Origin of the sequence: Streptomyces sp. NPDC087901, assembly GCF_044742205.1 — a bacterium.
Classification (GTDB): Bacteria; Actinomycetota; Actinomycetes; order Streptomycetales; family Streptomycetaceae; genus Streptomyces.
On sequence record NZ_JBIUUC010000011.1, the window covers coordinates 45,995 to 69,592 of the forward strand.

Sequence of the window (23,598 nt, forward strand, 5' to 3'; positions counted from 1 at the left end):
GATCTCAGGGCTTGACCGAGCGGTAGTAGCGCTTGGCCCCTTCGTGCAGCGGCAGCGGATCCGTGTAGATCGCCGTCCTCAGGTCCACCAGCTGCGCGGCGTGCACCTCGCGCCCGATCCGGTCCCGGCTGTCGATCACGGTCCGGGTGAACGCCTCCGTCATCGCCGCGTCGGTGCGGTCCGTGGTCACCAGCACGTTGGCGACCGCCACCGTGGGGACGGCCTGCCCCTGCTGCGCGTTCGCGTAGGCGTCGGCGGGCATCACGGCCGAGCGGTAGTAGCGGGTGGACCCGCCTGCTGCCTGGAGCTCCTTGATGAGCGTGTCCTCCAGCGGGACCAGCCGGACCGAGAACCGGTCCGAGAGCTCCGCCACCGCGGTGGTCGGCAGCCCGCCGGACCAGAAGAACGCGTCGAGCCGGCCGCCCTCCAGCAGCTCCGGCATCGTGTCGATCCCGGCCGGCACCGCCGTCACGTCACCCACGGGGTCCAGACCCGCGGCCGTCATCAGCCGGTCGGCGACCAGCCGCACCCCCGACCCCGGCTGTCCGACCGCGACCGTCTTGCCGCGCAGATCCGCGACCCTGCGGATGTCCGATTCCCGCTTCACGACCAGCTGTATGTAGTCGTCGTACAGCCTGACGCAGCCGCGCAGCCGGTCGGCGCCAGGCTTGCCGTCCCTGAGATAGGTGGCGACGGCGTCGGTGGTCGCGATGGTGAAGTCGGCCTCGCCCGTCGCGACCCGGGCGATGTTCTGCTGCGAGCCCTCGCTGGTCTGCAGCTGTATCGACACCTCGGGCAGGTCCTTGGCGAGCGCCCCCTTGAGTCGCTCGCCGTACCGTTCGTAGACGCCGCTGCGGACCCCGGTGCTGAACTTCAGCGTCCCGGTCGGCGCCGGGTCGCCGAGGGGGAGCAGCCACCAGAGAAGCAGTCCGAGCACGACGACGAGGGCGGCGCCCGCACGAAGCGAGCGACGACGGCCGATTCGGGACAGTGCCGGGAGCATGGCGGCGATCCTGCCAGGTGTTTCCCCGCCCTGGCCAGGGGTGCCCGCGGATCTCCCCGCTACCGCGACGGCCTGGAAACCGCCCGCGGCGGGAGGCGTCCGTGCAGCGCCTACCCTTGTGGCATGAGCAGCGGCAACCGGAGCGAAGCAGTGGACGTCAGAAAAAGCTATGAGGTGCGCACCTACGGGTGCCAGATGAACGTCCACGACTCCGAGCGGCTGTCGGGGCTGCTGGAGGACGCCGGCTACGTGCGGGCGCCCGAGGGTTCCGACGGCGACGCCGATGTCGTCGTCTTCAACACCTGCGCGGTGCGGGAGAACGCCGACAACAAGCTCTACGGAAACCTCGGCCGGCTCGCCCCGATGAAGACGAAGCGCCCCGGGATGCAGATCGCGGTCGGTGGCTGCCTCGCACAGAAGGACCGCGACACCATCGTCGAGCGGGCCCCCTGGGTCGACGTCGTCTTCGGTACGCACAACATCGGCAAGCTGCCTGTGCTGCTGGAGCGCGCCCGCGTCCAGGAGGAGGCGCAGATCGAGATCGCCGAGTCCCTGGAGGCGTTTCCCTCGACGCTGCCCACCCGCCGCGAGTCCGCGTACGCCGCCTGGGTCTCGATCTCCGTCGGCTGCAACAACACCTGCACCTTCTGCATCGTCCCGGCGCTGCGCGGCAAGGAGAAGGACCGCCGGACCGGCGACATCCTGGCCGAGATCGAGGCCCTGGTCGCCGAGGGCGTCTCCGAGATCACCCTGCTCGGCCAGAACGTCAACGCGTACGGCTCCGACATCGGCGACCGCGAAGCCTTCTCCAAGCTGCTGCGCGCCTGCGGGCGGATCGAGGGCCTGGAGCGGGTCCGCTTCACCTCGCCGCACCCGCGCGACTTCACCGACGACGTGATCGCGGCCATGGCCGAGACGCCGAACGTGATGCCGCAGCTGCACATGCCGATGCAGTCGGGCTCGGACACGGTCCTGAAGGCGATGCGGCGCTCGTACCGGCAGGAACGCTTCCTCGGCATCATCGACAAGGTGCGGGCCGCGATGCCGGACGCCGCGATCTCCACCGACATCATCGTCGGCTTCCCCGGTGAGACCGAGGAGGACTTCGAGCAGACCATGCACGCGGTCCGTGAGGCGCGCTTCGCCAACGCCTTCACCTTCCAGTACTCCAAGCGCCCCGGGACCCCCGCCGCCGACATGGACGGGCAGATCCCCAAGGAGGTCGTCCAGGAGCGATACATGCGCCTGTCCGTCCTCCAGGAGGAGATCTCCTGGTCGGAGAACAAGAAGCAGGTCGGCCGCACGCTGGACGTCATGGTCGCCGAGGGTGAGGGCCGCAAGGACGGCGCCACCCAGCGGCTGTCCGGCCGCGCCCCCGACAACCGCCTGGTCCACTTCACCAAGCCCGACCAGGACGTACGGCCGGGCGACGTGGTGACCGTCGAGATCAGCTACGCGGCCCCGCACCACCTCCTTGCCGAGGGCGCGCCCCTCGGGGTGCGGCGGACCCGTTCGGGCGACGCCTGGGAGAAGCGCACCGCCGCCGCGGCCGTCAAGCCGGCCGGCGTCATGCTGGGCCTGCCCGGGATCGGCGCCCCGGCACCGCTGCCCGCCGCCTCGGCACCGGGCTGCGGCTGCGACTGACGGGCGCACGGGCTCCCGCGCGGGGTCCGGCGGCCTCCCGCGCGGGGTCCGGCGGCCGGACAGTACGCTGCCCCTCATGCTTGTCGCCGCCGCTGTCTGCCCCTGTCCGCCGCTGCTGGTCCCCGATGTCGCCGCCGGTGCCGCGCCCGAGCTCGATGCCGCCAGGACCGCGTGCACCGACGCCCTGGGCGTCCTCGCGGCCTCCCGGCCCGATCTGCTGATCGTGATCGGCCCGGCGGACCTCGCGGGCCGGGGACCGCACCCCGAGGGCGCCACCGGTGGCTTCCAGGAGTTCGGTGTGGACCTCGACGTACGGCTGGGGCGGGACCTGGGCACGGTCGCCGAGCGCCCGCTCGCCCCGTCGCTCGCGGTCGGTGCGTGGCTGCTGGCCCGCACCGGATGGGCGGGCACCCCGGTCGAGGCGCTCGGTGTGGGGGAGCCGCTGGAGACCGGCCGCTGCACGGAGACCGGGCGCGCGCTGGCCGCCCGCGCGGACCGGGTCGCGCTGCTGGTGATGGGGGACGGCAGTGCCTGCCGCACCCTGAAGTCGCCCGGCTACCTCGACGAGCGCGCCGCCGGGTTCGACGCGGCGGCCTCGCACGCGCTGGGGGCGGCGGACACGGATGCGCTGATCGCGCTGGACGAGGCGCTGGCGTACGAACTCAAGGTTGCGGGCCGCGCGCCCTGGCAGGTGCTCGCGGGGGCGGCCGAGGGTGCCGGACTGGACGGCCGGCTGCTGTACGACGACGCGCCGTACGGTGTGGGCTACATGGTCGCCGCCTGGTCCTGACCGTCCTTGCGCACCGCACGCACGACGGCCGCGGAGCGTTGCGGCTCCACGGCCGTCGTGCTGTCGCGCCTGCCCGGTGTCAGGAAGCGGGCGGCGGCGGAGTGCTGCCCGGGGCGGGCGGCGTACCGTCCCCGTCCTTGTGGGCCAGTCGGTCCACGGCGCCCTTGGCCTTCTGCGTGCCGGACACGATCTTGTCGCTGTACTTGCCCTTGGTCTTCGCGTCCACTGTCCGCGCGGCCTTGTCGAGCCCCTGGTCGATCTTGTCCCCGTGCTGCTGCGCGAGGTCGCTCACCTTGTCCTTCGCGGGGCTCAGCTTCGCCTTCAAATTGTCCATGAAGCCCATCGGACACCTTCTCTGCTGGGGGCTGCGTGCGCGTGCTCTCTCCGGCCCCGGTACCCGCCCTGCCGCCCCGCACTCTCCCGGTCGAGGCATCGGCAGTTCTGGAGAAAACGGCGGAACCATGAGAAACCACCCATATGTAGACACCATTTTACTCGGCTGAGCGTGACCAGGTGGCCACCCCACGGCCCGCGCATCGCCCATTCGGGAACGGCCCCGAGGTTTGCGAGACTGTGGCAGTGAGAAGTTCAGCTCCCGCACCGCGGGTCATCGCCGTCGTCGGTCCCACCGCAGCAGGAAAGTCCGACCTGGGGGTGTTCCTCGCCCAGCAGCTCGGGGGCGAAGTGGTCAATGCCGACTCCATGCAGCTCTACCGGGGGATGGACATCGGCACCGCCAAACTGACGCTCGACGAGCGCGGTTCCGTGCCCCACCGACTGCTGGACATCTGGGATGTCACCGAGACCGCCAGCGTCGCGGAGTACCAGCGCCTGGCCCGCAACGAGATCGACCGGCTGCTCGCCGAGGGCCGCACGCCCGTCCTGGTGGGCGGTTCCGGGCTGTACGTGAAGGGTGCGATCGACGCCCTGGAGTTCCCCGGGACGGACCCCGGCGTCCGGGCCGCGCTGGAAGCGGAGCTGGCCGAGCACGGCTCCGGAGCGCTGCACGAGCGGCTTTCCGCTGCCGACCCCGAGGCGGGCCGCGCCATCCTGCCGAGCAACGGCCGGCGCATCGTGCGGGCCCTGGAGGTCATCGAGATCACCGGCAAGCCCTTCACCGCCAACCTCCCTGGTAACGATGCGGTCTACGACGCCATCCAGATCGGCGTCGACGTGGCACGCCCGGAGCTCGACGAACGCATCGCGGTGCGGGTCGGCCGGATGTGGGAGGCCGGACTCGTGGACGAGGTGCGCACCCTGGAGGCGCGGGGTCTACGGGAAGGACGCACCGCCTCCCGGGCGCTCGGCTATCAGCAGGTGCTCACCGCGCTGGCAGGGGAGTGCACCGAGGACGAGGCGCGCACCGAAACCGTGCGCGCCACCAAACGCTTCGCGCGCCGCCAGGACTCCTGGTTCCGCCGCGACCCGCGCGTCCAGTGGCTGAACGGTTCCATGGAGCATCGCGGCGAACTCCCGGGCCGGGCGCTGGCGTTGGTCGAACGAGCGGTTACAGCGTGATCCCATGACGGGACAGCGACGGTGGGGGCCAATGCTGTACTGCCTCATCCCCGGCCGGGCCCCCGGACACGGAAGCGTACTTGTGCTCGGGCTGAGCGGATCGCGATCAGGGCTTTCGGTCCGGCTACGGGCAGGACGTCGATGAGGCGGGAGACTGTCGGATCGGAGGCCACCGGGCCGAGCAGAGCCGGTTCGGCCCGAAGCATGGCGACATCGACCAGCAGTCCCCGGACCCGCGCTGTTGTCGAGCCTCCGTGCGAGACCACTTGGAGGTCTTTGTCCGATGGTCGCAACGTTCGGTCGATCACGGGTCCGCGACCCGCCATGGAGATGGTCGGTCGGCGGTGATCACGCACGTCGGCGGTCCGGCGGGTTTGACGGTGTCTCCGCAGGCACGTCACAGGCGGGGCCGTCGTCCGGTGGCCGGGGCCGTCCAGGTGAGTGACGTATCTGGTCGGGACCAGTGTTCAGGTTCGGTGACGTGGTCCCCCTATCGTGGAAATCGGCACATCGTGAAGGCCGACGACGAGGCGGACAGCACATGAGGACACCGCAGATCGACTACGCGGCGGTCTTCCACGCACTGCCCGGTATGGTGGCGCTGCTCACCCCGGACCTGCTGTACGCCGATGCCAACGACGACTTCCTGCGGCTGGCCGGGCGCACCCGTGAGCAACTGCTCGGCCGCTACATTTTCGACGTGTTCCCCGAGAACCCCAACAACCGGGCCGCGGCCGGCATGAGGGAGACCAGGGCGTCGATGCTGCGGGCGGTAGCCACCGGTGAACGCGACACCATGGCGCTGCTGCGCTACGACATCGAGGACGCCGAGCGGCCCGGCCGTTGGGTGGAGCACTTCTGGAGCCCGATCAACGCGCCCGTGCTGGACCCCGAAGGTCACGTGGTGCTGATCGTTCACCGGGTGGAGGAGGTCACCGAACTCATCCGCGCCCGCGGCGGCCCCGGCCACAACAGTCACGCACGCGTGCTGGAGGCCGAGCTGTACACCCGTGCCCGTGAACTGCAGGACATCAATGAACGCCTTCGCAGCGCGCAGGCGCGCGATCGGGAAATCGCCCTGGCGCTGCAGGCGGCCATGCTTCCCGCCCCCACGCCGGTCGGGCACCGCCGGACGGCCGTCCGCTACTGGCCAGCGGTAGGTACCCTGCACGTGTGCGGCGACTGGTACGACCTGGTCGACCTGCCAAATGACCGTATCGCGGTCTCCGTCGGCGACGTCGTCGGCCACGGACTGTCGGCGGCCTGCGTCATGGGACAACTGCGCAGTGCGCTGAGCGCGGCCGCCCGTGTCGCCGAGGGGCCGGCCGAGGCCCTGGAGGCACTCGGCCTGTATGCCCGCAGTGTCGACGGGGCCGAGTCGACCACTGTGGTGCATGCCCTGATCGACTGGGGCACCCACACCATCAAGTACAGCAGCGCAGGTCATCCGCCACCAGCACTCCTCCACGCCGACGGAACCGTGACCTTTCTCGGCCAAGCGACCGATCCGCCTCTTGGCGCGCGCCCCGAACATGTCCCGCGGCCGGAGGCCACTACAACCTTCGCCAACGGCGCCACGCTGGTTCTCTACACCGACGGGCTGGTCGAACGCCGAACCGAAGACATCGACACCGGCCTGGCCCGCCTCGCCGACTCCCTCGTCCGGCATGGGCAAGCCGAACCAGAAGACCTGGCCGACGCCCTGCTGGCCGACCTCCTCCCACCGGGCGGCAACACGGACGACACGGCCCTGGTCATCATCCGCCTGTAAGTAGTCCCGTTCGCGCGCATGCTGCTTGTCCGCATCGGCAGCCTGCTGGTGGGGCCGGAGTCCGGCGACTGGGCGATGTGGCTTCGTGCTCACCAACATGCCGCTGCGGCACCGATAGCCCCGCCACCGACGCCGTCCAGAGTCTCAATAAGGGGCCAGAGATCAGTTCACTTGCGCGCGGCGGCCGCGTTCACGTGGACCTGTGTCCGTTCCTGGCGGAGGCGGTGCAGCAGGCGAAGCTCTTGGCCGCTCCCGTGGCGGGCTGACCACAAAGATCCACATGGCGGCGGACGGTAGGCGCCGTCCACTCTCACTCGTCATCGCTCCGGGACAGCGGGCCGACTGCACCCAATTCGATCAAGTTCTGGAGCACATTCGCGTTCCACGGCTGGGGCTGCGCAGACCTCGGCGGCTGCAGGACAGCATTGGCGCCGACAGGGCCAACAGCAACGGCGTGATCAGCGTCTATCTGCGTCGACGCGGCATCCGACACGTGATCCCGGAGAAGGGCGACAGCTAGTGGCGCGTCAGTCAGGGTCTGCCCGCACAGGAGCGGCCTCAGGTGCGTGCTCTCGGCGTGCCGGCCGGAAGCCCTCGTACTGGATGCACCTGGGCTTTCGGCCGGTGCGGCGAGAGTGCGTGCATGGCGTCGCGACGGGGCGAACCCCGGCTGACACGGCACCAGTCCGCCCGCCCGCTAAAGGGATTGCGCGGTGGCCGGCCTCCCGGCTTCGACAAGGCGCGGTACGAAGCTCGGAACACCACCGAGCGGGCGGTGAACAAGGTGAACCAGTTCAGAGGCATTGCCACGCGTTACGACAAGCGCGGCTGCGTCTACCGGGGGACCGCTACCGCTGCCGCGCTTCTGATCTGGCTGCGCTGCTGATCCATGCCACGCTCTATCCGACTTCTGCGGTGACCACCATGGTCGTGCCGGCGTCGGCCTGCGCGAGGAGGTCGCCGCCGGCAGCCCACAGCGCGGAGCCGCCACAGCCGGTCCACGCACCGGCAGGGCCGACATGGTTGGCCACGACGACGTGAAGATTGAAGTCCTTGGCGATGCCCGGATACACCGCCGCCAGCTCTTTCACTCCGCCGCCCGTGCCATACAACGAGCTGGCCAGATGCACCTGACATCCATCGGCGGCACCACGGGAGACCAGCTCGGAGAAGTGGTTGTCGAAGCACGTGGCGAGGGCGAAGCGCAGCCCTCCGAGCTCGAATCGGCCGTCGTGCTGTCCCGCTACGAATACGTCCTGCTCGTGCTCGAACAGGCGCTGCTTGCGATACGTGGTGATCAGTTCGCGTCGGACCCGAAGACCAGCGTCTCGATGGCAGGCCGCTCCCCGTCGGTGGCCGCAGCGCAGTTGACGACCGTGGCGACACCACTCGCCCGGACCGCATCCAGTCGCGGATCGTCCACCTGCACCCAGAGATCACGGCGGGCAAGCAGGGCCTTGAGCTCGTACCCGGTCAGCGCCAGCTCAGGGAACACCACGAGCTCGGCACCCAGCACACGCGCCTTGTCGGTGAGGGCGGCCATCTGCCGCACATTGGCCGGGATGTCAGCAGGAACACAGGTGAACTGGGCTGTCGCGATCTTCACAGAGCTGAGCATGTCAGCCCACCGTGTCGACGCCGGCCGGGGTACTGCCGGAGGCCTCATGATCGAAGAGTCAGGCTCCACGGCTCGTCGCACCGCCCGCTCCAGGTGCGCCGGGACTGCCATTCCGCGCGAGCCGGCCACCATGGCGTCTGCCAGGCTCGCCGGAGTGATGTGCGCGGCTTCCGCCGCTGCCGTCAGGATGCTGTTCGCGTCCTTTTGCGGGCAGGGCGTCATAGCCATTCGCGGGCCACGCGCAGGAGGCCGACCTGTTCCTTGGCGGGGATCACGGTCGGGCGTGGGCGGCACTTCGGCGGGCTGACATCGAGTAGCGGGTCGAGACCTGTTATTCCGCGCCGGTGTGCGTCCTCAGAGGATTCCCCTCACCCGCAGGAAGGCAGTGCCCGGGCCGCGGCGCCGACGTCGCTGCGTTCCATGGCAGTGATGAAGCTTCCACCACGAAGCTGTCCAAGGTGTGCATCCTCCGCGAGCCGATCTCCGGACAGGGGTGGCTGCGCACCCGGGACTCGGTCGCTGCTTTCGTGCTGCCGGTGAGACCGTGCTTGCGGGCGAACCATGCCTTCGCGTACTCATCGAAGGCCATCTCGCCGAGAATTTCCTGCTGTTCGGCGATGCTTCTCGGATTGGCCCTGCGGGCCGTGCAGAGCTCGGTCAGGCGCTCGATGGCGGCGTCCTGGGTGGGGAAGCCGGACTGCTCGGCCTGCTTACCCCGGGTGTTGCGGAAGCGGATTGCGCAGAGGTGCGGGCGGCCCGATGGCCGGGGCGCTCGCAGGGCTTGAAGGAGCTGCCCATACCCCGCGCAAGCTTGTTCGGCATGATTGAGATGGACCCTCTTCGGGCTGGTTACGACCGGTCAATCCGGCGCTGACCTGGGCCTATTGCTGACCTCTTGCTGACTGGCTGACCAGCAGCAGGCGTCTGACCTGCATAAACCCTGAAGCGGGGCTATAACAGCCTGATCACGTGATGGCATCGGGAAGCCCCGCCCGTCAATTCGGCGACCTGTGGCGTGCCATCATCGAGCATCGATCGACCAGTCCGAGTTGGGAGGGCGCGTGGCGATGGAGGCCGGCCCTCGCGACACAGAGCAAGACGCACCGGACACGCAGCACGAAGCAGGAGGCCTGAGCCCCGACGGGCCCGATGAGCTCGCTGTGACCCCCGAGGTCGAGGTGGAGCTGCGTCCCGCCCGGCGGATGCGTATCTGGCAGCTCGCGCCGATCGTCATGCTCGCCGCGCTGGGATCGCTGATGTTCGCCTTCCCGCTCGCCTTCGAGGTGGGTGACGGCGGCCCGGTGGTCGCGATGCTGGGGCTGCTGATCAGCTGCTGCGCCGCGGGCTGGGGCATGATGGCGGCCCGCCGCGTCGGGTACACCTGGCCCGGACTGCCGTCGAGGGGTTCCGGGGAGCGGGCCGACTGGCGGGTGATCGCGCTGTACGTGGCGGTGTGCGCCGTACTGGTCGCACTGGCCGTCTGGCGCGTGGCGCGACTGCAGAACTGAGGACCGGGCCGGGCCGTGGCTGACGGCCCGGGCGACCCTCCCCTTCCGGCGGGCCGGTTCTCCGAGCCGTCGGTGCGGGCTCGTACAGTTGTCCTGTGACCAACTCGCAGATCGCCTTCCTCAAGGGCCACGGCACCGAGAACGACTTCGTGATCGTTCCGGACCCGGACAACGCCCTCGACCTGCCCGCGGCTCTCGTCGCAGGGCTGTGCGACCGCCGCGCCGGGATCGGCGGTGACGGTCTGCTGCACGTTGTGCGGTCCGCCGCACACCCCGAGGCGCAGGCCATGGCCGGCGAGGCCGAGTGGTTCATGGACTACCGCAATGCCGACGGCTCCATCGCCGAGATGTGCGGCAACGGCGTGCGGGTCTTCGCCCGCTACCTGCAGCGCGCCGGCGCCGTGGAGGAGGGCGACCTCGCGGTCGCCACCCGCGGCGGCGTGAAGAAGGTGCACCTCGCCAAGAACGGCGACGTGACGGTCTCGATGGGCCGCGCCCTGCTTCCCGCGGACCGGGTCACCGTCACCGTCGGAGGCCGCAGCTGGGACGCCCTCAACGTGAACATGGGCAATCCGCACGCGATCGCCTTCGTCGACGATCTGGCTCACGCCGGAGACCTGTTCCGCGAGCCGTCCTTCGCGCCCGCCGCCGTCTACCCCGACGGGGTCAACATCGAATTCGTCGTGGACCGCGGGCCCCGGCACGTCGCGATGCGGGTCCACGAACGAGGCTCGGGCGAGACCCGCTCCTGCGGCACCGGCGCCTGCGCCGTGGCCGTCGCCACGGCCCGCCGGGACGCGGCGGACCCGGCGGAGACCGGAGCTCCGGTCACGTACACCGTCGATCTGCCGGGCGGCACCCTGGTGATCACCGAGCACCCGGACGGTGAGATCGAGATGACCGGAGCGGCCGTGATCGTCGCCGAGGGCATGATCGATCCGGTCTGGCTCGAAACGCTCAGGGGATAGAGCTTCGCTCGAATGGGTGATCCGTTTCACGCTGGGCGAGAGCCGGACTCCGCCACGTGGTGGGGTCGGTAGCATCAAGCACCGGACCCGGAGGCGCGACCGCACCTTCCCACCGCCGGTCGACGTTGCCGGAGGTGCCCCATGAGCGCAGAGGCCACCAACCCAGGTGCTCCCATCCGCAGGCGGGGCCGTCCCCGGATCGATCTCCGCAGGCTCGGCCGGGTCGCCCTGCTCGGCCCGGTCTCCCGGGACCGGCTGCCGGACGCCATCGGCCATGTCGCCGAGGCACACCGGGCCCACCATCCCGACGCCGATCTCTCCGTGCTGCACCGGGCCTACGTCCTCGCGGAGAGCTCGCACCGCGGACAGATGCGCAAGAGCGGCGAGCCGTACATCACGCACCCGCTCGCGGTCACCCTCATCCTCGCCGAGCTCGGCGCCGAGACCACCACCCTGACCGCCTCGCTCCTCCACGACACGGTCGAGGACACCGAGGTGACCCTCGATCAGGTGCGGGACCAGTTCGGCGAGGAGGTCTGCTACCTCGTCGACGGCGTGACCAAGCTGGAGAAGGTCGACTACGGGGCCGCCGCCGAGCCCGAGACCTTCCGCAAGATGCTCGTCGCCACCGGCGACGACGTCCGCGTGATGTCGATCAAGCTCGCCGACCGGCTGCACAACATGCGCACGCTCGGCGTGATGCGCCCCGAGAAGCAGGCCAGGATCGCCAAGGTCACCCGCGACGTACTGATCCCCCTCGCCGAACGGCTCGGTGTCCAGGCGCTCAAGACCGAGCTGGAGGACCTCGTCTTCGCCATCCTCCACCCCGAGGAGTACGTGCACACCCGCGCCGTGATCTCCGCCGCGACTGCCGAGGGGGATCCGCTCACCGCCGTCGCGGACAACGTGGCCGCGGTGCTCCGGGATGCCGGCATCACCGCCGAAGTGGTCTTCAGACCACGCCACTTCGTCTCCGTGCACCGCGTCCGGATCAAACGCGGCGAACTGCGCGGCAGCGACTTCGGACGCCTGCTGGTTCTCGTGGGCGAGGACGCCGACTGCTACGCGGTACTCGGCGAGCTCCACACCTGTTTCACCCCGGTCATCTCCGAGTTCAAGGACTTCATCGCCTCCCCCAAGTTCAACCTGTACCAGTCGCTGCACACCGCGGTGGTGGGCCCGGACGGCGAGGTCGCCGAAGTCCTCATCCGCACCCACCGCATGCACAAGGTCGCCGAGGCCGGCGTCATCGCGCTCGGTAATCCGTACACCGCGGACGGCACGGCACCGAGCACCGAACCCGCCGACGGCGAACGGGCCGACCCGACCCGCCCCGGCTGGCTCTCCCGCCTCCTCCAGTGGCAGCAGTCCGCCCCCGACCCCGACACCTTCTGGACCACGCTGCGCGCCGACCTCGCCCAGGACCGCGAGATCACCGTCTTCCGCACCGACGGCGGCACGCTCGGCCTGCCCGCGGGCGCCACCTGCGTCGACGCCGCCTACGCGCAGTACGGGGACGCCGCACACAGCTGTATCGGCGCCCGGGTCAACGGCCGGCTGGCCACGCTCAGCACTGTGCTCGGCGACGGTGACACGGTCCAGCCGCTCCTCGCCGAGGACGCCGCGTCCGGGCCCTCGCCCGCCTGGCTCGACCACGCACGGACGCCCACCGCCCGCATCGCCATCACCGGCTGGCTCGACGCCCATCCGCAGGACCCGGAGGCCGCCGCAACCCCGCCCGACGGCCGCAGGCCCGGCCCGCAACCGGCCAGGTCCTCCCGGCCCGCGCGACCGGGATCCGCCGGGGCGGGCGGCCGCACCGTGAGCGCGGTCGTCGAGCGGCCCGACACCACCGTGCGGCTCGCGGGCTGCTGCACTCCCGTACCCCCCGACGACGTCACCGGATTCACGGTGCGCGGAGGCGCCGTCACCGTGCACCGGCTGGAGTGTCCCGTCGTGGCCAGGATGGAGGCCGTCGGCCGGGTGCCGGTCGTCGTGAGCTGGGGCGACGCGGCCGAATGCCGGGTGACCCTGGTCGCGGAGTCCTTCGGAAGGCCCCGGCTGTTCGCCGACCTCACCGAGGCGATCGCCGGAGCGGACGCGGCGGTCATCTCCGCCACCGTCGAACCCCCCAGCGAACAGCGCGTACGCCACACGTACACCCTGCAACTCCCCGATGCCGCAGGGCTGCCCGCGCTGATGCGCGCCATGCGTGACGTACCGGGGGTGTACGACGTGAGCCGCGCCCAGCATCCGGCCGCCGCACTCTGACCGGGGGACGGCACCGTCCGCCACGGCGGATCTCGTTCGGGTGGCGCGGCGCGCGCCGTCCTGCTATGGCGGGGCGGCGCTGGTAGCCGTAGTCCATGCCGTTCCTCTCCCGCCGCCTGCGGGCCGCCCTGCTGGCCACCGCATCGGCCACCCTCGTCGCCGCCACCCTGCCCGCACCGGTGCCCCTCGGCATCGGGGACCCGCTCTTCCCGCATCTCGGCAATCCCGGATACGACGTACTCGCCTACGACATCGGCCTCAGCTACGAAGGCCGTAACAGCGAACCGCTGGACGCCGTCACCACGATCGACGCGCGGACGACCGAGCCGCTGGAGCGGATCAACCTCGACTTCACCCGCGGCACCGTGCGCTCCGTCGAGATCAACGGTCTGCGCGCCGGCTTCGCGACCGAGGACGAGGACCTGATCATCGAGCCGGCGGGCAGCCTCCCGGCAGGAGTACCCCTGCGCATCACGGTCCACCACACCAGCGACCCCTCGGGCGAGCAGGACAGCGGGGGCTGGGTGCGGACCGCCGACGGGCTCGCCATGGCGAACCAGGCCGACGCCGGACACCGGGTCTTCCCCAGCAACGACCACCCCGCCGACAAGGCGTACTTCACCTTCCGCGTCACGGCCCCGCAGGATCTGACGGTGGTGGCCAACGGCCTGCGCACCGGGCGGACCAGCCATGGCGACCGCACCACCTGGACCTACCGCACCGAACACCCCATGGCCACCGAACTGGCCCAGGTCAGCATCGGCCGGTCCACCGTCGTCGAGCGCACAGGTCCGCACGGGCTGCCCGTGCGCGACGTCGTGCCGGCCGCCGACCGGGAGAGGCTCGAACCCTGGCTGAAGAAGACCCCGGGCCAGCTGGAATGGATGGAACAGCAGGTCGGCCGCTATCCCTTCGAGAACTACGGCGTCCTGGTCGCCGACACCGAGACCGGGTTCGAGCTGGAGACCCAGACCCTCTCCCTCTTCGAGCGGCGCCTGTTCACCGACGGCGGCTTCCCCGAGTGGTACGTCGACTCGGTCATGGTCCACGAACTGGCCCACCAGTGGTTCGGCGACAGCGTCTCCCCGCGGACCTGGTCCGATCTCTGGCTCAACGAGGGGCATGCCAGCTGGTACGAGGCGCGCTACGCCGACGAGCACGCGGACAAGCCGCTGGAGCGACGGATGCGCGACGCCTACACCCGCTCGGACGGCTGGCGCGCCGGGGGCGGCCCGCCGGCCCGGCCCGCCGCGCCGGCGGCGGGCGAGAAGCTCAGCCTGTTCCGGCCCGTGGTGTACGACGGAAGCGCCCTGGTCCTGTACGCGCTCCGCCAGGAGATCGGCAGTGGCGCCTTCGACCGGCTGGAGAGGCTCTGGGTGAGGAAGCACCGCGACTCCGACGCCGCCACGGCGGACTTCTCCGCTCTGGCGTCCCGGGTGGCCGGACGCGACCTGACCACGTTCTTCGACGGCTGGCTGTACGGGACGAAGACGCCGCCCATGCCGGGGCACCCGGACTGGCGGAGCACGACACCGGCGCGGCAAGGGTAAACCCGCGTGACGGGCCGGGCCCGCCGTGCCACTATCGACGAGTCGCCACGGCGGCCGGACCGGAGAATTCCCCTCAGGGAATCATCCCGGGAGGTTACGCGTTGTGACTGATGCAACCGACTTCTATCGACGTAAGGATCCAATGACCTCCTCTTCTTCCCTTCCCCAGGACGCGCAGGACGCGCAGAGTGCCACGGAGAACGCCACCGAGAGCCTCACCGAGAGCCCCCTTCGGGCCGACGCCCTGATGGAAGAGGACGTCGCCTGGAGCCACGAGATCGACGGAGCGCGGGACGGTGAACAGCTGGACCGTTCCGACCGTGCCGCCCTGCGGCGTGTGGCCGGACTCTCCACCGAGCTCGAGGACGTCACCGAGGTCGAGTACCGGCAGCTGCGCCTGGAGCGCGTCGTGCTGGTCGGTGTCTGGACCTCGGGCACGGTGCACGACGCGGAGATTTCCCTCGCAGAGCTCGCCGCACTCGCAGAGACGGCCGGAGCACAGGTGCTCGACGCCGTCTTCCAGCGTCGCGACAAGCCCGACCCGGCCACCTACATCGGTTCCGGCAAGGCGCTCGAGCTGCGCGACATCGTTCTCGAAACAGGGGCGGACACCGTCGTGTGCGACGGTGAGCTCAGCCCCGGCCAGCTGATCCACCTGGAAGACGTCGTGAAGGTCAAGGTGGTCGACAGGACCGCGCTGATCCTCGACATCTTCGCCCAGCACGCCAAGTCCCGAGAGGGCAAGGCGCAGGTGTCGCTGGCACAGATGCAGTACATGCTGCCGCGCCTGCGCGGCTGGGGTCAGTCGCTCTCCCGGCAGATGGGTGGCGGCGGTTCCAGCGGCGGTGGCGGCATGGCGACCCGTGGTCCCGGTGAGACCAAGATCGAGACCGACCGGCGACGGATCCGCGAGAAGATGGCGAAGATGCGCCGGGAGATCGCGGAGATGAAGACCGGCCGCGAGATCAAGCGCCAGGAGCGCAAGCGCAACAAGGTGCCTTCCGTCGCCATCGCGGGCTACACCAACGCGGGCAAGTCCTCGCTGCTCAACCGGCTGACCGGTGCGGGTGTGCTGGTGGAGAACGCACTGTTCGCCACCCTCGACCCGACCGTGCGCCGGGCCGAGACACCCAGCGGGCGGATCTACACGCTGGCCGACACCGTCGGGTTCGTACGGCACCTGCCGCACCACCTGGTCGAGGCGTTCCGCTCCACCATGGAGGAGGTCGGCGAGTCCGATCTCATTCTCCACGTGGTGGACGGCTCGCACCCGGTGCCGGAGGAGCAGCTCGCCGCGGTGCGTGAGGTGATCCGCGAGGTGGGTGCGGTGGACGTGCCCGAGATCGTGGTGATCAACAAGGCCGACGCGGCCGACCCGCTGGTCCTCCAGCGGCTGCTGCGCAACGAGAAGCACGCGATCGTGGTGTCGGCACGGACCGGCGCCGGTATCGACGAGCTGCTCGCGCTCATCGACAGTGAGCTGCCGAGGCCGTCGGTCGAGATCGAGGCACTCGTGCCCTATACCCAGGGCGGGCTCGTCTCCCGGGTGCACGCCGAGGGCGAGGTGATCTCCGAGGAGCACACGGCGGAGGGCACGCTGCTCAAGGCACGGGTGCACGAGGAGCTTGCTTCGGACCTCGCCGCGTTCGTACCCGCGGTGCACTGACCGCGGCAATCACGGACGGAGGGCCCGCACCCCATGGGGTGCGGGCCCTCCGTCCGTGTCCGGACGCCGGTGCTACCGGCTGCCGAACTTGTCGCTCATCATCGTGAAGATCTGCTCGGCGCCCTCGCCCAGGTGGGGTCCGGCCAGCCAGCCGGCCGTCACCGGGCCGATGGAAGTGTTGGAGACCAGCGCGAGCTTGCCGTCGTCGCCCTCACTGAACCAGCCACCGCCGGAGGAACCACCGGTCATCGTGCAGCCGATGCGGTACATCGTGGGGGTGCCGGGGCTGATGGAGAGCCGGCCGGGACGGTCGACGCACTTGTGCATGATCAGACCGTCGTACGGCGGGGCTGCGGGATATCCCCAGGCGCCCATCGCGCTGATCTGCGCGACCTCCGGGGCGTCGAAGTTGACCGGCAGCGCGTTGCCCACGGTCTCCTCGAGGGACTTGGTGCCGCGCTCCGGCTTCACGTGCAGGACGGCGTAGTCGTACGGGGCGCCCTCACCGCCGGTGGGGCCGCCGTCGGCCAGCCACTCGCCGGAGGTGCTGGCCCAGTCCGCCCAGTAGGCGCCGTACGGGGCGATCTCCTGGGGCTGCGCGTTCTTCAGCGCCGCGGCGTTCTTGCCCTGGTCGTTGTAGGCAGGCACGAAGACGATGTTGCGGTACCAGCCACCCTTCGCACCGGCGTGGACGCAGTGACCGGCCGTCCACACCAGGTTGGACCGGCCCGGGTTCTCCGGGTCCTTGACGACGGTGCCCGAGCAGACCATGGAGCCCTCGGGGGAGTCGAAGAAGACCTTGCCGACCGGGGCCGCGTAGTTGTGGTAGGGCGTCTTCTCGCGCTCGGCGGTGACCGGCTTCGGCTCCGGGTCGCTGACACCCTGGTCGCCGGAGAGGTCCCCGGCCGACATGGTCTTGGCCGGGTCCTTCGCCGACTTCATCCGGTCGGGCTTCCACAGTCCGTCGATGACCGGGTTGACGAAGTCCTTGGCCTCACTCAGCCACTTGTCCTTGTCCCAGTTCTTCCACTCGCCGCTCTTCCACTTGTCCGGGTCGACACCGTGCTTCTTCAGGGTGTCGGCCAGGTCGGCGGATATGCCGCCGCCGGAGTCGTTGCCCTCGGCGGACGCGGTGGCGGCGGGCTTGTCGGCCGCCTGGTCATCGCTCGGCCCGCAGGCCGTCGCCGTCAGGGCGAGGACGGCGGCGAGGCCGGTCGCGCTGAGCAGTGGACGTATGGATCGCATGGAAAAGATTCCCCCTGAAGCTTGATTTGGCATGAGCGTGTCATGCCAAGTGCCGGACGGGCCGGCTGTCGGCGATGCGCGGGGACCACCCTATGACGGCCCGGACGGTGGCTGTCGCAACCGGAGGGCCGCAGGGCCGCAGGGCAGCGGACCGCGAGCACCGCCGTGCGGTGCAGGGGCCTTCGACGGAAGATGCCCCGTCGAAGGCCCCTGATGTGCCGTCATCCTGGCCCGGGCGGACGGTGATCTGTCCTGGCCCGGGCGGTGGATCGTTCCTACTGTCCCGCGTACTTCTTGCTGACCGAGTCGTAGACGCCCTTGGCCTCCTTGCCGAGGCGGGGTCCGGCCAGCCAGCCGGCCGCCACCGGGCCGATGGAGGTGTTGGAGACCAGCGCGGGCTTGCCGTCCTGACCCGCCGCGACCCAGCCGCCACCGGAGGAACCGCCGGTCATCGTGCAGCCGATGCGGTACATCGTCGGGTCGTCCTTGGTGAGCGAGAGCCGGCCCGGCTTGTCCTTGCACTGGAAGAGCTTCTGGCCGTCGTACGGCGGAGCGGCCGGGAAGCCGGTGGCCGTCATATCGGCGATCTTGGGTACCGCCGGGGCGTTGAAATCGACCGGCAGTGCCGAACCGACCGTCTCCTCCAGGGACTTCCCGGTCGAGCCCTTCTCCGGCGTCACGTGCAGCACGGCGAAGTCGTACGGAGCGCCCAGACCGCCGACCGAGGCACCCTGGTCGATCCACTGCTCGGAGGTCTGCGCCCACGAGCCCCACCACACGCCGTACGGAGCGACCTTCTCCTTGGGCGGGTTGTTCCGGAGTTCGTCGGTCGACAGACCGCTGTTGTTGTACGAGGGCACGAAGGCGATGTTGCGGTACCAGCCGCCCTTCTTGCCCGCGTGCACGCAGTGGCCCGCGGTCCACACCATGTTGGACTTGCCGGGGTGCGCCGGGTCCTTCACCACGGTCGCCGAGCAGACCATCGAGCCCTCGGGGCCGTCGAAGAACAGCTTCCCCGACTCGGCCGCGCTGTCGTGGTACGGCGTCTGGGCAGCAACGGCCCGGACCGGGACGGGTGTCGGGTCCGTCACGCCCTCGTCGCCGGAGATGTCGTTGTCGACCGGCTGCTCCGGCGCCTTGTCGGCGTCCCGCATCCGGTCCGGGTCCCAGAGGCCCTCGATGATGGGGTTGATGTAGTCCTTGGCCTCACGCAGCCACTTGTCCTTGTCCCAGTTCTTCCACTCGCCGCTCTTCCACTGGTCGAGGTCGATCCCGTGTTCCTTGAGCCGGTCCTTCAGATCATCCGGAATGGTGATCTTGCCGTCCGACGTCTGGCCCGCGGAACTGCTGCTCGGCTCGGTGCTCGCGTCGTCCTCACTCGGCCCGCAGGCCGTCGCGGTGAGGGCGAGAACGGCGGTGACCGCCGCGGCGGCAAGCACGGGGGAGGGGAAGCGGCGAGCGCTCCCCCCACGGCGTGCGGTGAATCCTGGTCGAATGAGTCGCATCTGGTGATCCCCCTGGGACTTCGTAACTCAACGCTTCTGTACTGCACTTCTGCACTGCTGTACGGCATACGGGCCGGCTCCGCCGGATGGCGGTTCGTGCGCCTCTCCGGGCATGCCGCAGTGGCCGGGAAGTTGTCCCGGAGCCACGGCACGGTCCCCCACTATGCCGGTGTGGCTGTGGACGGCGTGCGGCAGGGGCCCGGTTCCGGCCCGCAAGGATCTTCGGATTTACCCGTGATCCTCCGCGTCCGCCGTCGTTGGTACATACGGGGGACACCGAGACAGCGTTCACCCCCGCAGTCCGTCCTTGCGGGATCGTGCTGACGTGCAACGCAACTGTTACAGCAGGAGGATCAACAGCCGTGGCCGTGACCGAACCAGCTCCGGCACCACCACTCGCGCCGCACGAAGGCATCCTGCGCCGCCAGTCGTTGCGTGAATCGGCCGCCCGTACCTATGCGCGTTCGCTGCCGATCGTGCCGGTACGGGCACGGGGACTGACCATCGAGGGAGCGGACGGGCGGCGCTATCTCGACTGCCTGTCCGGAGCCGGGACCCTGGCTCTCGGGCACAACCATCCGGTCGTCCTGGAGGCGATCAAGAAGGTCATCGACTCGGGTGCACCACTGCACGTGCTCGATCTGGCCACGCCGGTCAAGGACGCCTTCACCACGGAGCTGTTCGCCACCCTGCCGCGGGAGTTCGCCGACAACGCCCGGATCCAGTTCTGCGGGCCGGCCGGCACCGATGCGGTCGAGGCGGCGTTCACCCTGGTCCGCGCCGCCACCGGACGCAGCGGTCTGCTCGCCTTCACCGGCGCGTACCACGGCATGACGGCGGGCGCCCTCGCCGCTTCGGGGGGTGCCGAGGACGTGCGGGTGACCCGGCTTCCGTTCCCGCAGGACTACCGCTGCCCCTTCGGTACCGGCGGCGAGCACGGGGCGGAACTCGCTGCGCGCTGGACCGAGAGCGTGCTGGACGACCCCAAGAGCGGAACCCCAGCACCGGCCGGCATGATCCTCGAACCCGTCCAGGGCGAAGGCGGGGTCAACCCCGCCCCGGACGCCTGGATGCGCCGCATGCGGGAGATCACCACAGCCCGGTCCGTCCCCCTGATCGCCGACGAGGTGCAGACCGGTGTCGGCCGGACCGGTGCCTTCTGGGCCGTCGAGCACAGCGGCATCGTGCCCGACGTGATGGTGCTGTCCAAGGCCATCGGGGGCTCCCTGCCGCTCGCAGTGATCGTCTACCGCTCCGAACTCGACACCTGGCAGCCAGGTGCCCACGCCGGCACCTTCCGCGGCAACCAGCTCGCCATGGCCGCCGGCACCGCCACCCTCGCCTACGTGCGGGAGAACCGGCTCGCCGACCGGGCCGCCGACCTCGGCGCCCGGATGCTCGCGAGCCTGCGGGGACTGGCCGCCCACCACCCGAGCATCGGCGACGTCCGCGGGCGGGGCCTGATGATCGGCGTGGAACTCGTCGACCCCGAGGCCGCTCCGGTGGGCGCGGGCGGCGAGGCGCCACCGGACCCCTTCCTCGCCACGGTCGTCCAGCAGGAGTGTCTGCGCCGCGGGCTCATCGTCGAACTCGGCGGCCGTCACTCCACGGTCGTACGTCTGCTCCCACCCCTCACGCTCACCGACGAACAGGCGACAGCGGTCGTCGACCGCCTCGCCGACGCCCTGGCAGCCGCCGAGCGTTCACCGCACCGACGGACCGCGACCGGGTCGATCCGCTGACCCCGGAAACCATCACAGGAAAGACCGCCGTGAACCCCACTCCCGCGCCCGAGGCCGACGGCCCTCCCTCCATCCACCACCGGGGAGAGGCCGGGACCTCCGGCCACCTCGCCGTCGAGGCGTCGACCGTGCCGCGCCAGAAGGAGGTGCCGCACGGTCAGTGGCACGCCCACCGGACGGCGACCGCCTGTCCCGCACCGGCACCCGACCCGCTGGACCACCTCGAACTCCTTGACCACTCCGATCCCCTGGGCCACCCCGACCCGCTCCGCGCCGCCGACATGGCGGGCATCGAGAACCTGCTGCGCTGCTGGGTCCGCGAATGCGACCTGCCCCGCCCTGAGGGGGAGACCCTCCGCGTCCCGCTTCCCGCGAGCGGCACCGCCCTGCTCGTCCCCGTCCGCCACTGGTCCGCCACCGGCTGGCACCGTTTCGGGCCACCCCTCCTGGAACAGGCACCCGAGGGCGCGCCGGCCGCCGACGCCGTCACCGTCGCCGCCCTCCTGGGCCGCGAGGCCGACCACCACGAGGGTGCCGACATGGTCGCCAGGGTGGCCGACTCGGTACGGCGGACCGCCGGGTTCATCGACGAACAACGACGTCGGCCCACCGCGCCCGCCGAGGCGGACCTGTTCCTCACCGCGGAACAGTCACTCCTCCTCGGCCACCCGCTCCATCCCTCGCCCAAGAGCCGGGAAGGCCTCTCCGACTCCGAGTCCCGCCTCTACTCACCCGAGTCGCACGGCTCCTTCCCGCTCCACTGGATGGCCGTGGACCGGTCGGTACTGGCCACCGACTCCGCCTGGACCGACCACGGCCGACCCGTCCCGGCCACGGAACTGGTGGCCCGTCACGCCGCGGGCCTGCGGCTGCCCGCGCACACCGCGCCGATCCCGCTCCACCCCTGGCAGGCCCGCGAACTGGCGATGCGGCCCGAAGTCGCAGCCCTGGCCGACTCCGGCCTGCTGCACGACCTCGGTCCGTACGGGGAGCGCTGGCACCCCACCTCCTCGGTGCGCACCGTGCAACGGCCCGGCGTCGACCTCATGCTGAAGCTCTCCCTCGGCGTACGCATCACCAACTCCCGCCGGGAGAACCTCCGCAAGGAGCTTCACCGGGGCGTGGAGGTCCACCGGCTGATGCGCAGCGGCCTCGCCCGGCAGTGGCACGCGGTCCACCCCGGATTCGACATCGTCCGGGACCCCGCATGGCTCGCGGTCGACACCCCCGAGGGCGAACACATCCCCGGCCTCGACGTCATGCTGCGCCACAACCCGTTCGACCGGTACGACGACGCGGTCTGCATCGCCGGGCTCACCGCGCCGCGCCCCTGGCCCGACCGGGCGGGCATGCGGTCCCGCCTCACCGACATCGTCCGCCGCCTCGGTGCTGCCACCGGCCGGACCACGACCGCCGTCGCGGCCGAGTGGTTCCTGCGCTATCTGGACCGTGTGGTGCAGCCCATCCTCTGGCTCGACGGCAACGCGGGGGTCGCCCTCGAAGCCCATCAGCAGAACACCCTGGTCCTGCTCGACGCCGAGGGCTGGCCGGTCGGCGGCCGCTACCGCGACAATCAGGGCTACTACTTCCGTGAGTCCCACCGCGCCGCTCTCGACCGCAGGCTCCCCGGCATCGGATCGGTCAGCGACACCTTCGTCTCCGACGCCGTCACCGACGAACGCTTCGCGTACTACCTCGGCATCAACAACGTGTTCGGACTGATCGGGGCGTTCGGCGCCCAGCAGCTCGCCGACGAACAGGTGCTCCTCGCCGCCTTCCGGCGGTTCCTGGGATCGGCCACCGCACTGGGATCCCCGCTCCCGGCGCAGCTGCTGGAAGCCCCCCGCCTGCGCTGCAAGGCCAACATGCTGACGCGGCTGCGCGGCCTCGACGAACTCGTCGGGCCGGTGGACACCCAGTCCGTCTACGTCACCATCACCAACCCCCTGTGCGGCTGAGGAACCCACCCCGTCCCAGCCGGGACGCCAACCGTCGAGCCTGTCCCGGCCGGGACGCCGACCGACGAGAGAGGAGAGCGTCACCGTGCCTCCCGCCGATGCGCCCACCGGCCCCGGGCCCGGCCCTGCTTCCCGGGCCGGGCCGGACGCCGAGGACACGCTGGATCTGCGGCTCACCGCCGAACTGCTCGCGCTCCTGGCGGAGGAGGCCCCCGTGCACGGGTACGGACCGGAGGACTCCGGTCTGCTCGACCGGCCGGCGGAGTGGAAGCCCGTCACGACCCGGGCCGGGGTGTTCCAGCTCGTCCCCGTGCGGCTGGAGCGCGACCTCACGGTGATCAGTCGCTGGATGAACGACCCCGCCGTCGCGGCCTTCTGGGAGCTCGCCGGAGCCGAGACCGTCACCGCCGGGCACCTGACGCCCCAGCTCGACGGCGACGGGCGCAGCATCCCCTGCCTGGGCGTGCTCTCCGGCGTCCCGATGAGCTACTGGGAGATCTACCGGGCCGACCTCGACCCCCTGGCCCGTCACTGCCGGCTACGGCCGCACGACACCGGGATCCACCTCCTCATCGGCGAAGTGGAGCAGCGGGGTCATGGGATCGGCACCACCCTGCTCCGGGCCGTCGCCGACCTCGTCCTCGACAGCCGCCCTCGGTGTACGCGCGTCGTCGCCGAGCCCGACCTCCGTAACACCCCATCCGTCTCCGCCTTCCTGAGCGCCGGATTCCGCTACTCCGCCGAGGTCGAACTCCCGGAGAAGCGGGCCGCGCTGATGGTCCGCGACCGAACCCACCGTGCCCAGCTGTGAACGATCCGCTGTCCTGCCCCCGCCGCTCGA

Annotated in this window: 19 protein-coding genes and 1 pseudogene; 13 read left to right on the forward strand and 7 right to left on the reverse strand. The window is 70.6% G+C overall.

Annotated elements, in window-relative coordinates:
• Window positions 1-4 precede the first annotated feature (4 nt).
• Window positions 5-1,003: a TAXI family TRAP transporter solute-binding subunit gene (locus ACIOEW_RS28825; RefSeq protein ID WP_362549308.1), complete on the reverse strand. Its 999-nt coding sequence runs from the start codon at window positions 1,001-1,003 to the stop codon at window positions 5-7.
• Window positions 1,004-1,126: 123 nt separating this feature from the next.
• On the opposite strand from ACIOEW_RS28825, the gene miaB reads away from it, so the two are divergent.
• Window positions 1,127-2,647 carry a tRNA (N6-isopentenyl adenosine(37)-C2)-methylthiotransferase MiaB gene (miaB, locus tag ACIOEW_RS28830; RefSeq protein ID WP_362549311.1) on the forward strand — a complete coding sequence of 507 codons (1,521 nt, stop codon included), beginning with the start codon at window positions 1,127-1,129 and terminating at the stop codon, window positions 2,645-2,647.
• Window positions 2,648-2,723: 76 nt separating this feature from the next.
• Complete coding sequence (locus tag ACIOEW_RS28835) at window positions 2,724-3,437, forward strand: class III extradiol dioxygenase subunit B-like domain-containing protein (RefSeq protein WP_401967142.1); 714 nt, start codon at window positions 2,724-2,726, stop codon at window positions 3,435-3,437.
• A 79-nt stretch (window positions 3,438-3,516) separates the two neighbouring features.
• Here ACIOEW_RS28835 and ACIOEW_RS28840 read toward each other — a convergent pair whose 3' ends face one another.
• Window positions 3,517-3,780 (reverse strand): antitoxin, encoded by a 264-nt coding sequence (locus tag ACIOEW_RS28840; RefSeq protein ID WP_350997310.1) that lies wholly within the window; start codon window positions 3,778-3,780, stop codon window positions 3,517-3,519.
• A 236-nt stretch (window positions 3,781-4,016) separates the two neighbouring features.
• On the opposite strand from ACIOEW_RS28840, the gene miaA reads away from it, so the two are divergent.
• The gene (miaA, locus tag ACIOEW_RS28845) at window positions 4,017-4,955 is read left to right on the forward strand and encodes a tRNA (adenosine(37)-N6)-dimethylallyltransferase MiaA (RefSeq protein WP_401967145.1); all 939 of its coding nucleotides are present in this window, start codon (window positions 4,017-4,019) and stop codon (window positions 4,953-4,955) included.
• Window positions 4,956-5,020: 65 nt separating this feature from the next.
• Here the strand turns inward: miaA and ACIOEW_RS28850 are convergent.
• A pseudogene (locus tag ACIOEW_RS28850) lies at window positions 5,021-5,176 on the reverse strand (IS1380 family transposase); the annotation flags it as partial.
• Window positions 5,177-5,496: 320 nt separating this feature from the next.
• On the opposite strand from ACIOEW_RS28850, the gene ACIOEW_RS28855 reads away from it, so the two are divergent.
• Window positions 5,497-6,726, forward strand: a complete 1,230-nt coding sequence (locus tag ACIOEW_RS28855) for a PP2C family protein-serine/threonine phosphatase (protein ID WP_401967148.1) — start codon at window positions 5,497-5,499, stop codon at window positions 6,724-6,726.
• A gap of 202 nt (window positions 6,727-6,928) precedes the next feature.
• Window positions 6,929-7,246 (forward strand): transposase, encoded by a 318-nt coding sequence (locus ACIOEW_RS28860; protein ID WP_401967151.1) that lies wholly within the window; start codon window positions 6,929-6,931, stop codon window positions 7,244-7,246.
• A gap of 379 nt (window positions 7,247-7,625) precedes the next feature.
• Here ACIOEW_RS28860 and ACIOEW_RS28865 read toward each other — a convergent pair whose 3' ends face one another.
• Together ACIOEW_RS28865 and ACIOEW_RS28870 are read right to left on the reverse strand one after the other, a co-directional pair.
• Window positions 7,626-8,093 (reverse strand): nitrilase-related carbon-nitrogen hydrolase, encoded by a 468-nt coding sequence (locus ACIOEW_RS28865; RefSeq protein ID WP_401967426.1) that lies wholly within the window; start codon window positions 8,091-8,093, stop codon window positions 7,626-7,628.
• Window positions 8,024-8,344: a nitrilase-related carbon-nitrogen hydrolase gene (locus ACIOEW_RS28870; protein WP_401967154.1), complete on the reverse strand. Its 321-nt coding sequence runs from the start codon at window positions 8,342-8,344 to the stop codon at window positions 8,024-8,026. Before ACIOEW_RS28870 ends, ACIOEW_RS28865 begins: the two co-directional genes overlap by 70 nt.
• Before the next feature lie 1,067 nt (window positions 8,345-9,411).
• Between ACIOEW_RS28870 and ACIOEW_RS28875 the strand changes: the two genes are divergently transcribed.
• The 5 genes from ACIOEW_RS28875 (at window position 9,412) to hflX (ending at window position 16,307) form a co-directional block, all read left to right on the forward strand.
• On the forward strand, window positions 9,412-9,852 hold the full coding sequence (locus ACIOEW_RS28875; protein WP_362549531.1) for a hypothetical protein: 441 nt from the start codon (window positions 9,412-9,414) through the stop codon (window positions 9,850-9,852).
• Between the two features lie 95 nt (window positions 9,853-9,947).
• Window positions 9,948-10,820 carry a diaminopimelate epimerase gene (gene dapF / locus ACIOEW_RS28880; protein ID WP_401967157.1) on the forward strand — a complete coding sequence of 291 codons (873 nt, stop codon included), beginning with the start codon at window positions 9,948-9,950 and terminating at the stop codon, window positions 10,818-10,820.
• 141 nt (window positions 10,821-10,961) lie between these two features.
• Window positions 10,962-13,091 carry an HD domain-containing protein gene (locus tag ACIOEW_RS28885; protein ID WP_362549327.1) on the forward strand — a complete coding sequence of 710 codons (2,130 nt, stop codon included), beginning with the start codon at window positions 10,962-10,964 and terminating at the stop codon, window positions 13,089-13,091.
• 95 nt (window positions 13,092-13,186) lie between these two features.
• The gene (locus ACIOEW_RS28890; protein WP_401967159.1) at window positions 13,187-14,641 is read left to right on the forward strand and encodes a M1 family metallopeptidase; all 1,455 of its coding nucleotides are present in this window, start codon (window positions 13,187-13,189) and stop codon (window positions 14,639-14,641) included.
• 142 nt (window positions 14,642-14,783) lie between these two features.
• Complete coding sequence (gene hflX, locus ACIOEW_RS28895; RefSeq protein ID WP_362549333.1) at window positions 14,784-16,307, forward strand: GTPase HflX; 1,524 nt, start codon at window positions 14,784-14,786, stop codon at window positions 16,305-16,307.
• A gap of 72 nt (window positions 16,308-16,379) precedes the next feature.
• Here the strand turns inward: hflX and ACIOEW_RS28900 are convergent, their stop codons facing one another.
• Window positions 16,380-17,552: a trypsin-like serine peptidase gene (locus ACIOEW_RS28900; protein WP_401967162.1), complete on the reverse strand. Its 1,173-nt coding sequence runs from the start codon at window positions 17,550-17,552 to the stop codon at window positions 16,380-16,382.
• 275 nt (window positions 17,553-17,827) lie between these two features.
• Window positions 17,828-19,057, reverse strand: coding sequence for a hypothetical protein (locus ACIOEW_RS28905; RefSeq protein ID WP_362549339.1), 1,230 nt, complete (start codon window positions 19,055-19,057; stop codon window positions 17,828-17,830).
• Window positions 19,058-19,419: 362 nt separating this feature from the next.
• On the opposite strand from ACIOEW_RS28905, the gene ACIOEW_RS28910 reads away from it, so the two are divergent.
• The 3 genes from ACIOEW_RS28910 to ACIOEW_RS28920 all read left to right on the forward strand — a co-directional run bounded on the left by ACIOEW_RS28910 (window position 19,420) and on the right by ACIOEW_RS28920 (window position 23,568).
• On the forward strand, window positions 19,420-20,799 hold the full coding sequence (locus ACIOEW_RS28910; protein ID WP_362549342.1) for a diaminobutyrate--2-oxoglutarate transaminase family protein: 1,380 nt from the start codon (window positions 19,420-19,422) through the stop codon (window positions 20,797-20,799).
• Window positions 20,800-20,828: 29 nt separating this feature from the next.
• Window positions 20,829-22,757 carry an IucA/IucC family protein gene (locus ACIOEW_RS28915; protein ID WP_401967166.1) on the forward strand — a complete coding sequence of 643 codons (1,929 nt, stop codon included), beginning with the start codon at window positions 20,829-20,831 and terminating at the stop codon, window positions 22,755-22,757.
• Window positions 22,758-22,842: 85 nt separating this feature from the next.
• Window positions 22,843-23,568 carry a GNAT family N-acetyltransferase gene (locus ACIOEW_RS28920; RefSeq protein ID WP_401967169.1) on the forward strand — a complete coding sequence of 242 codons (726 nt, stop codon included), beginning with the start codon at window positions 22,843-22,845 and terminating at the stop codon, window positions 23,566-23,568.
• The last annotated feature ends 30 nt before the right edge of the window (window positions 23,569-23,598 follow it).

Bases quoted from the DNA above. Each gene is read 5' to 3' on its own strand.
- ACIOEW_RS28825 (WP_362549308.1), bottom strand. From the start codon at position 1,003: ATGCTCCCGGCACTGTCCCGAATCGGCCGTCGTCGCTCGCTTCGTGCG.
- miaB (WP_362549311.1), top strand. From the start codon at position 1,127: ATGAGCAGCGGCAACCGGAGCGAAGCAGTGGACGTCAGAAAAAGCTAT.
- ACIOEW_RS28835 (WP_401967142.1), top strand. From the start codon at position 2,724: ATGCTTGTCGCCGCCGCTGTCTGCCCCTGTCCGCCGCTGCTGGTCCCC.
- ACIOEW_RS28840 (WP_350997310.1), bottom strand. From the start codon at position 3,780: ATGGGCTTCATGGACAATTTGAAGGCGAAGCTGAGCCCCGCGAAGGAC.
- ACIOEW_RS28855 (WP_401967148.1), top strand. From the start codon at position 5,497: ATGAGGACACCGCAGATCGACTACGCGGCGGTCTTCCACGCACTGCCC.
- ACIOEW_RS28870 (WP_401967154.1), bottom strand. From the start codon at position 8,344: ATGCTCAGCTCTGTGAAGATCGCGACAGCCCAGTTCACCTGTGTTCCT.
- ACIOEW_RS28875 (WP_362549531.1), top strand. From the start codon at position 9,412: ATGGAGGCCGGCCCTCGCGACACAGAGCAAGACGCACCGGACACGCAG.
- ACIOEW_RS28885 (WP_362549327.1), top strand. From the start codon at position 10,962: ATGAGCGCAGAGGCCACCAACCCAGGTGCTCCCATCCGCAGGCGGGGC.
- ACIOEW_RS28890 (WP_401967159.1), top strand. From the start codon at position 13,187: ATGCCGTTCCTCTCCCGCCGCCTGCGGGCCGCCCTGCTGGCCACCGCA.
- hflX (WP_362549333.1), top strand. From the start codon at position 14,784: ATGACCTCCTCTTCTTCCCTTCCCCAGGACGCGCAGGACGCGCAGAGT.
- ACIOEW_RS28900 (WP_401967162.1), bottom strand. From the start codon at position 17,552: ATGCGATCCATACGTCCACTGCTCAGCGCGACCGGCCTCGCCGCCGTC.
- ACIOEW_RS28905 (WP_362549339.1), bottom strand. From the start codon at position 19,057: ATGCGACTCATTCGACCAGGATTCACCGCACGCCGTGGGGGGAGCGCT.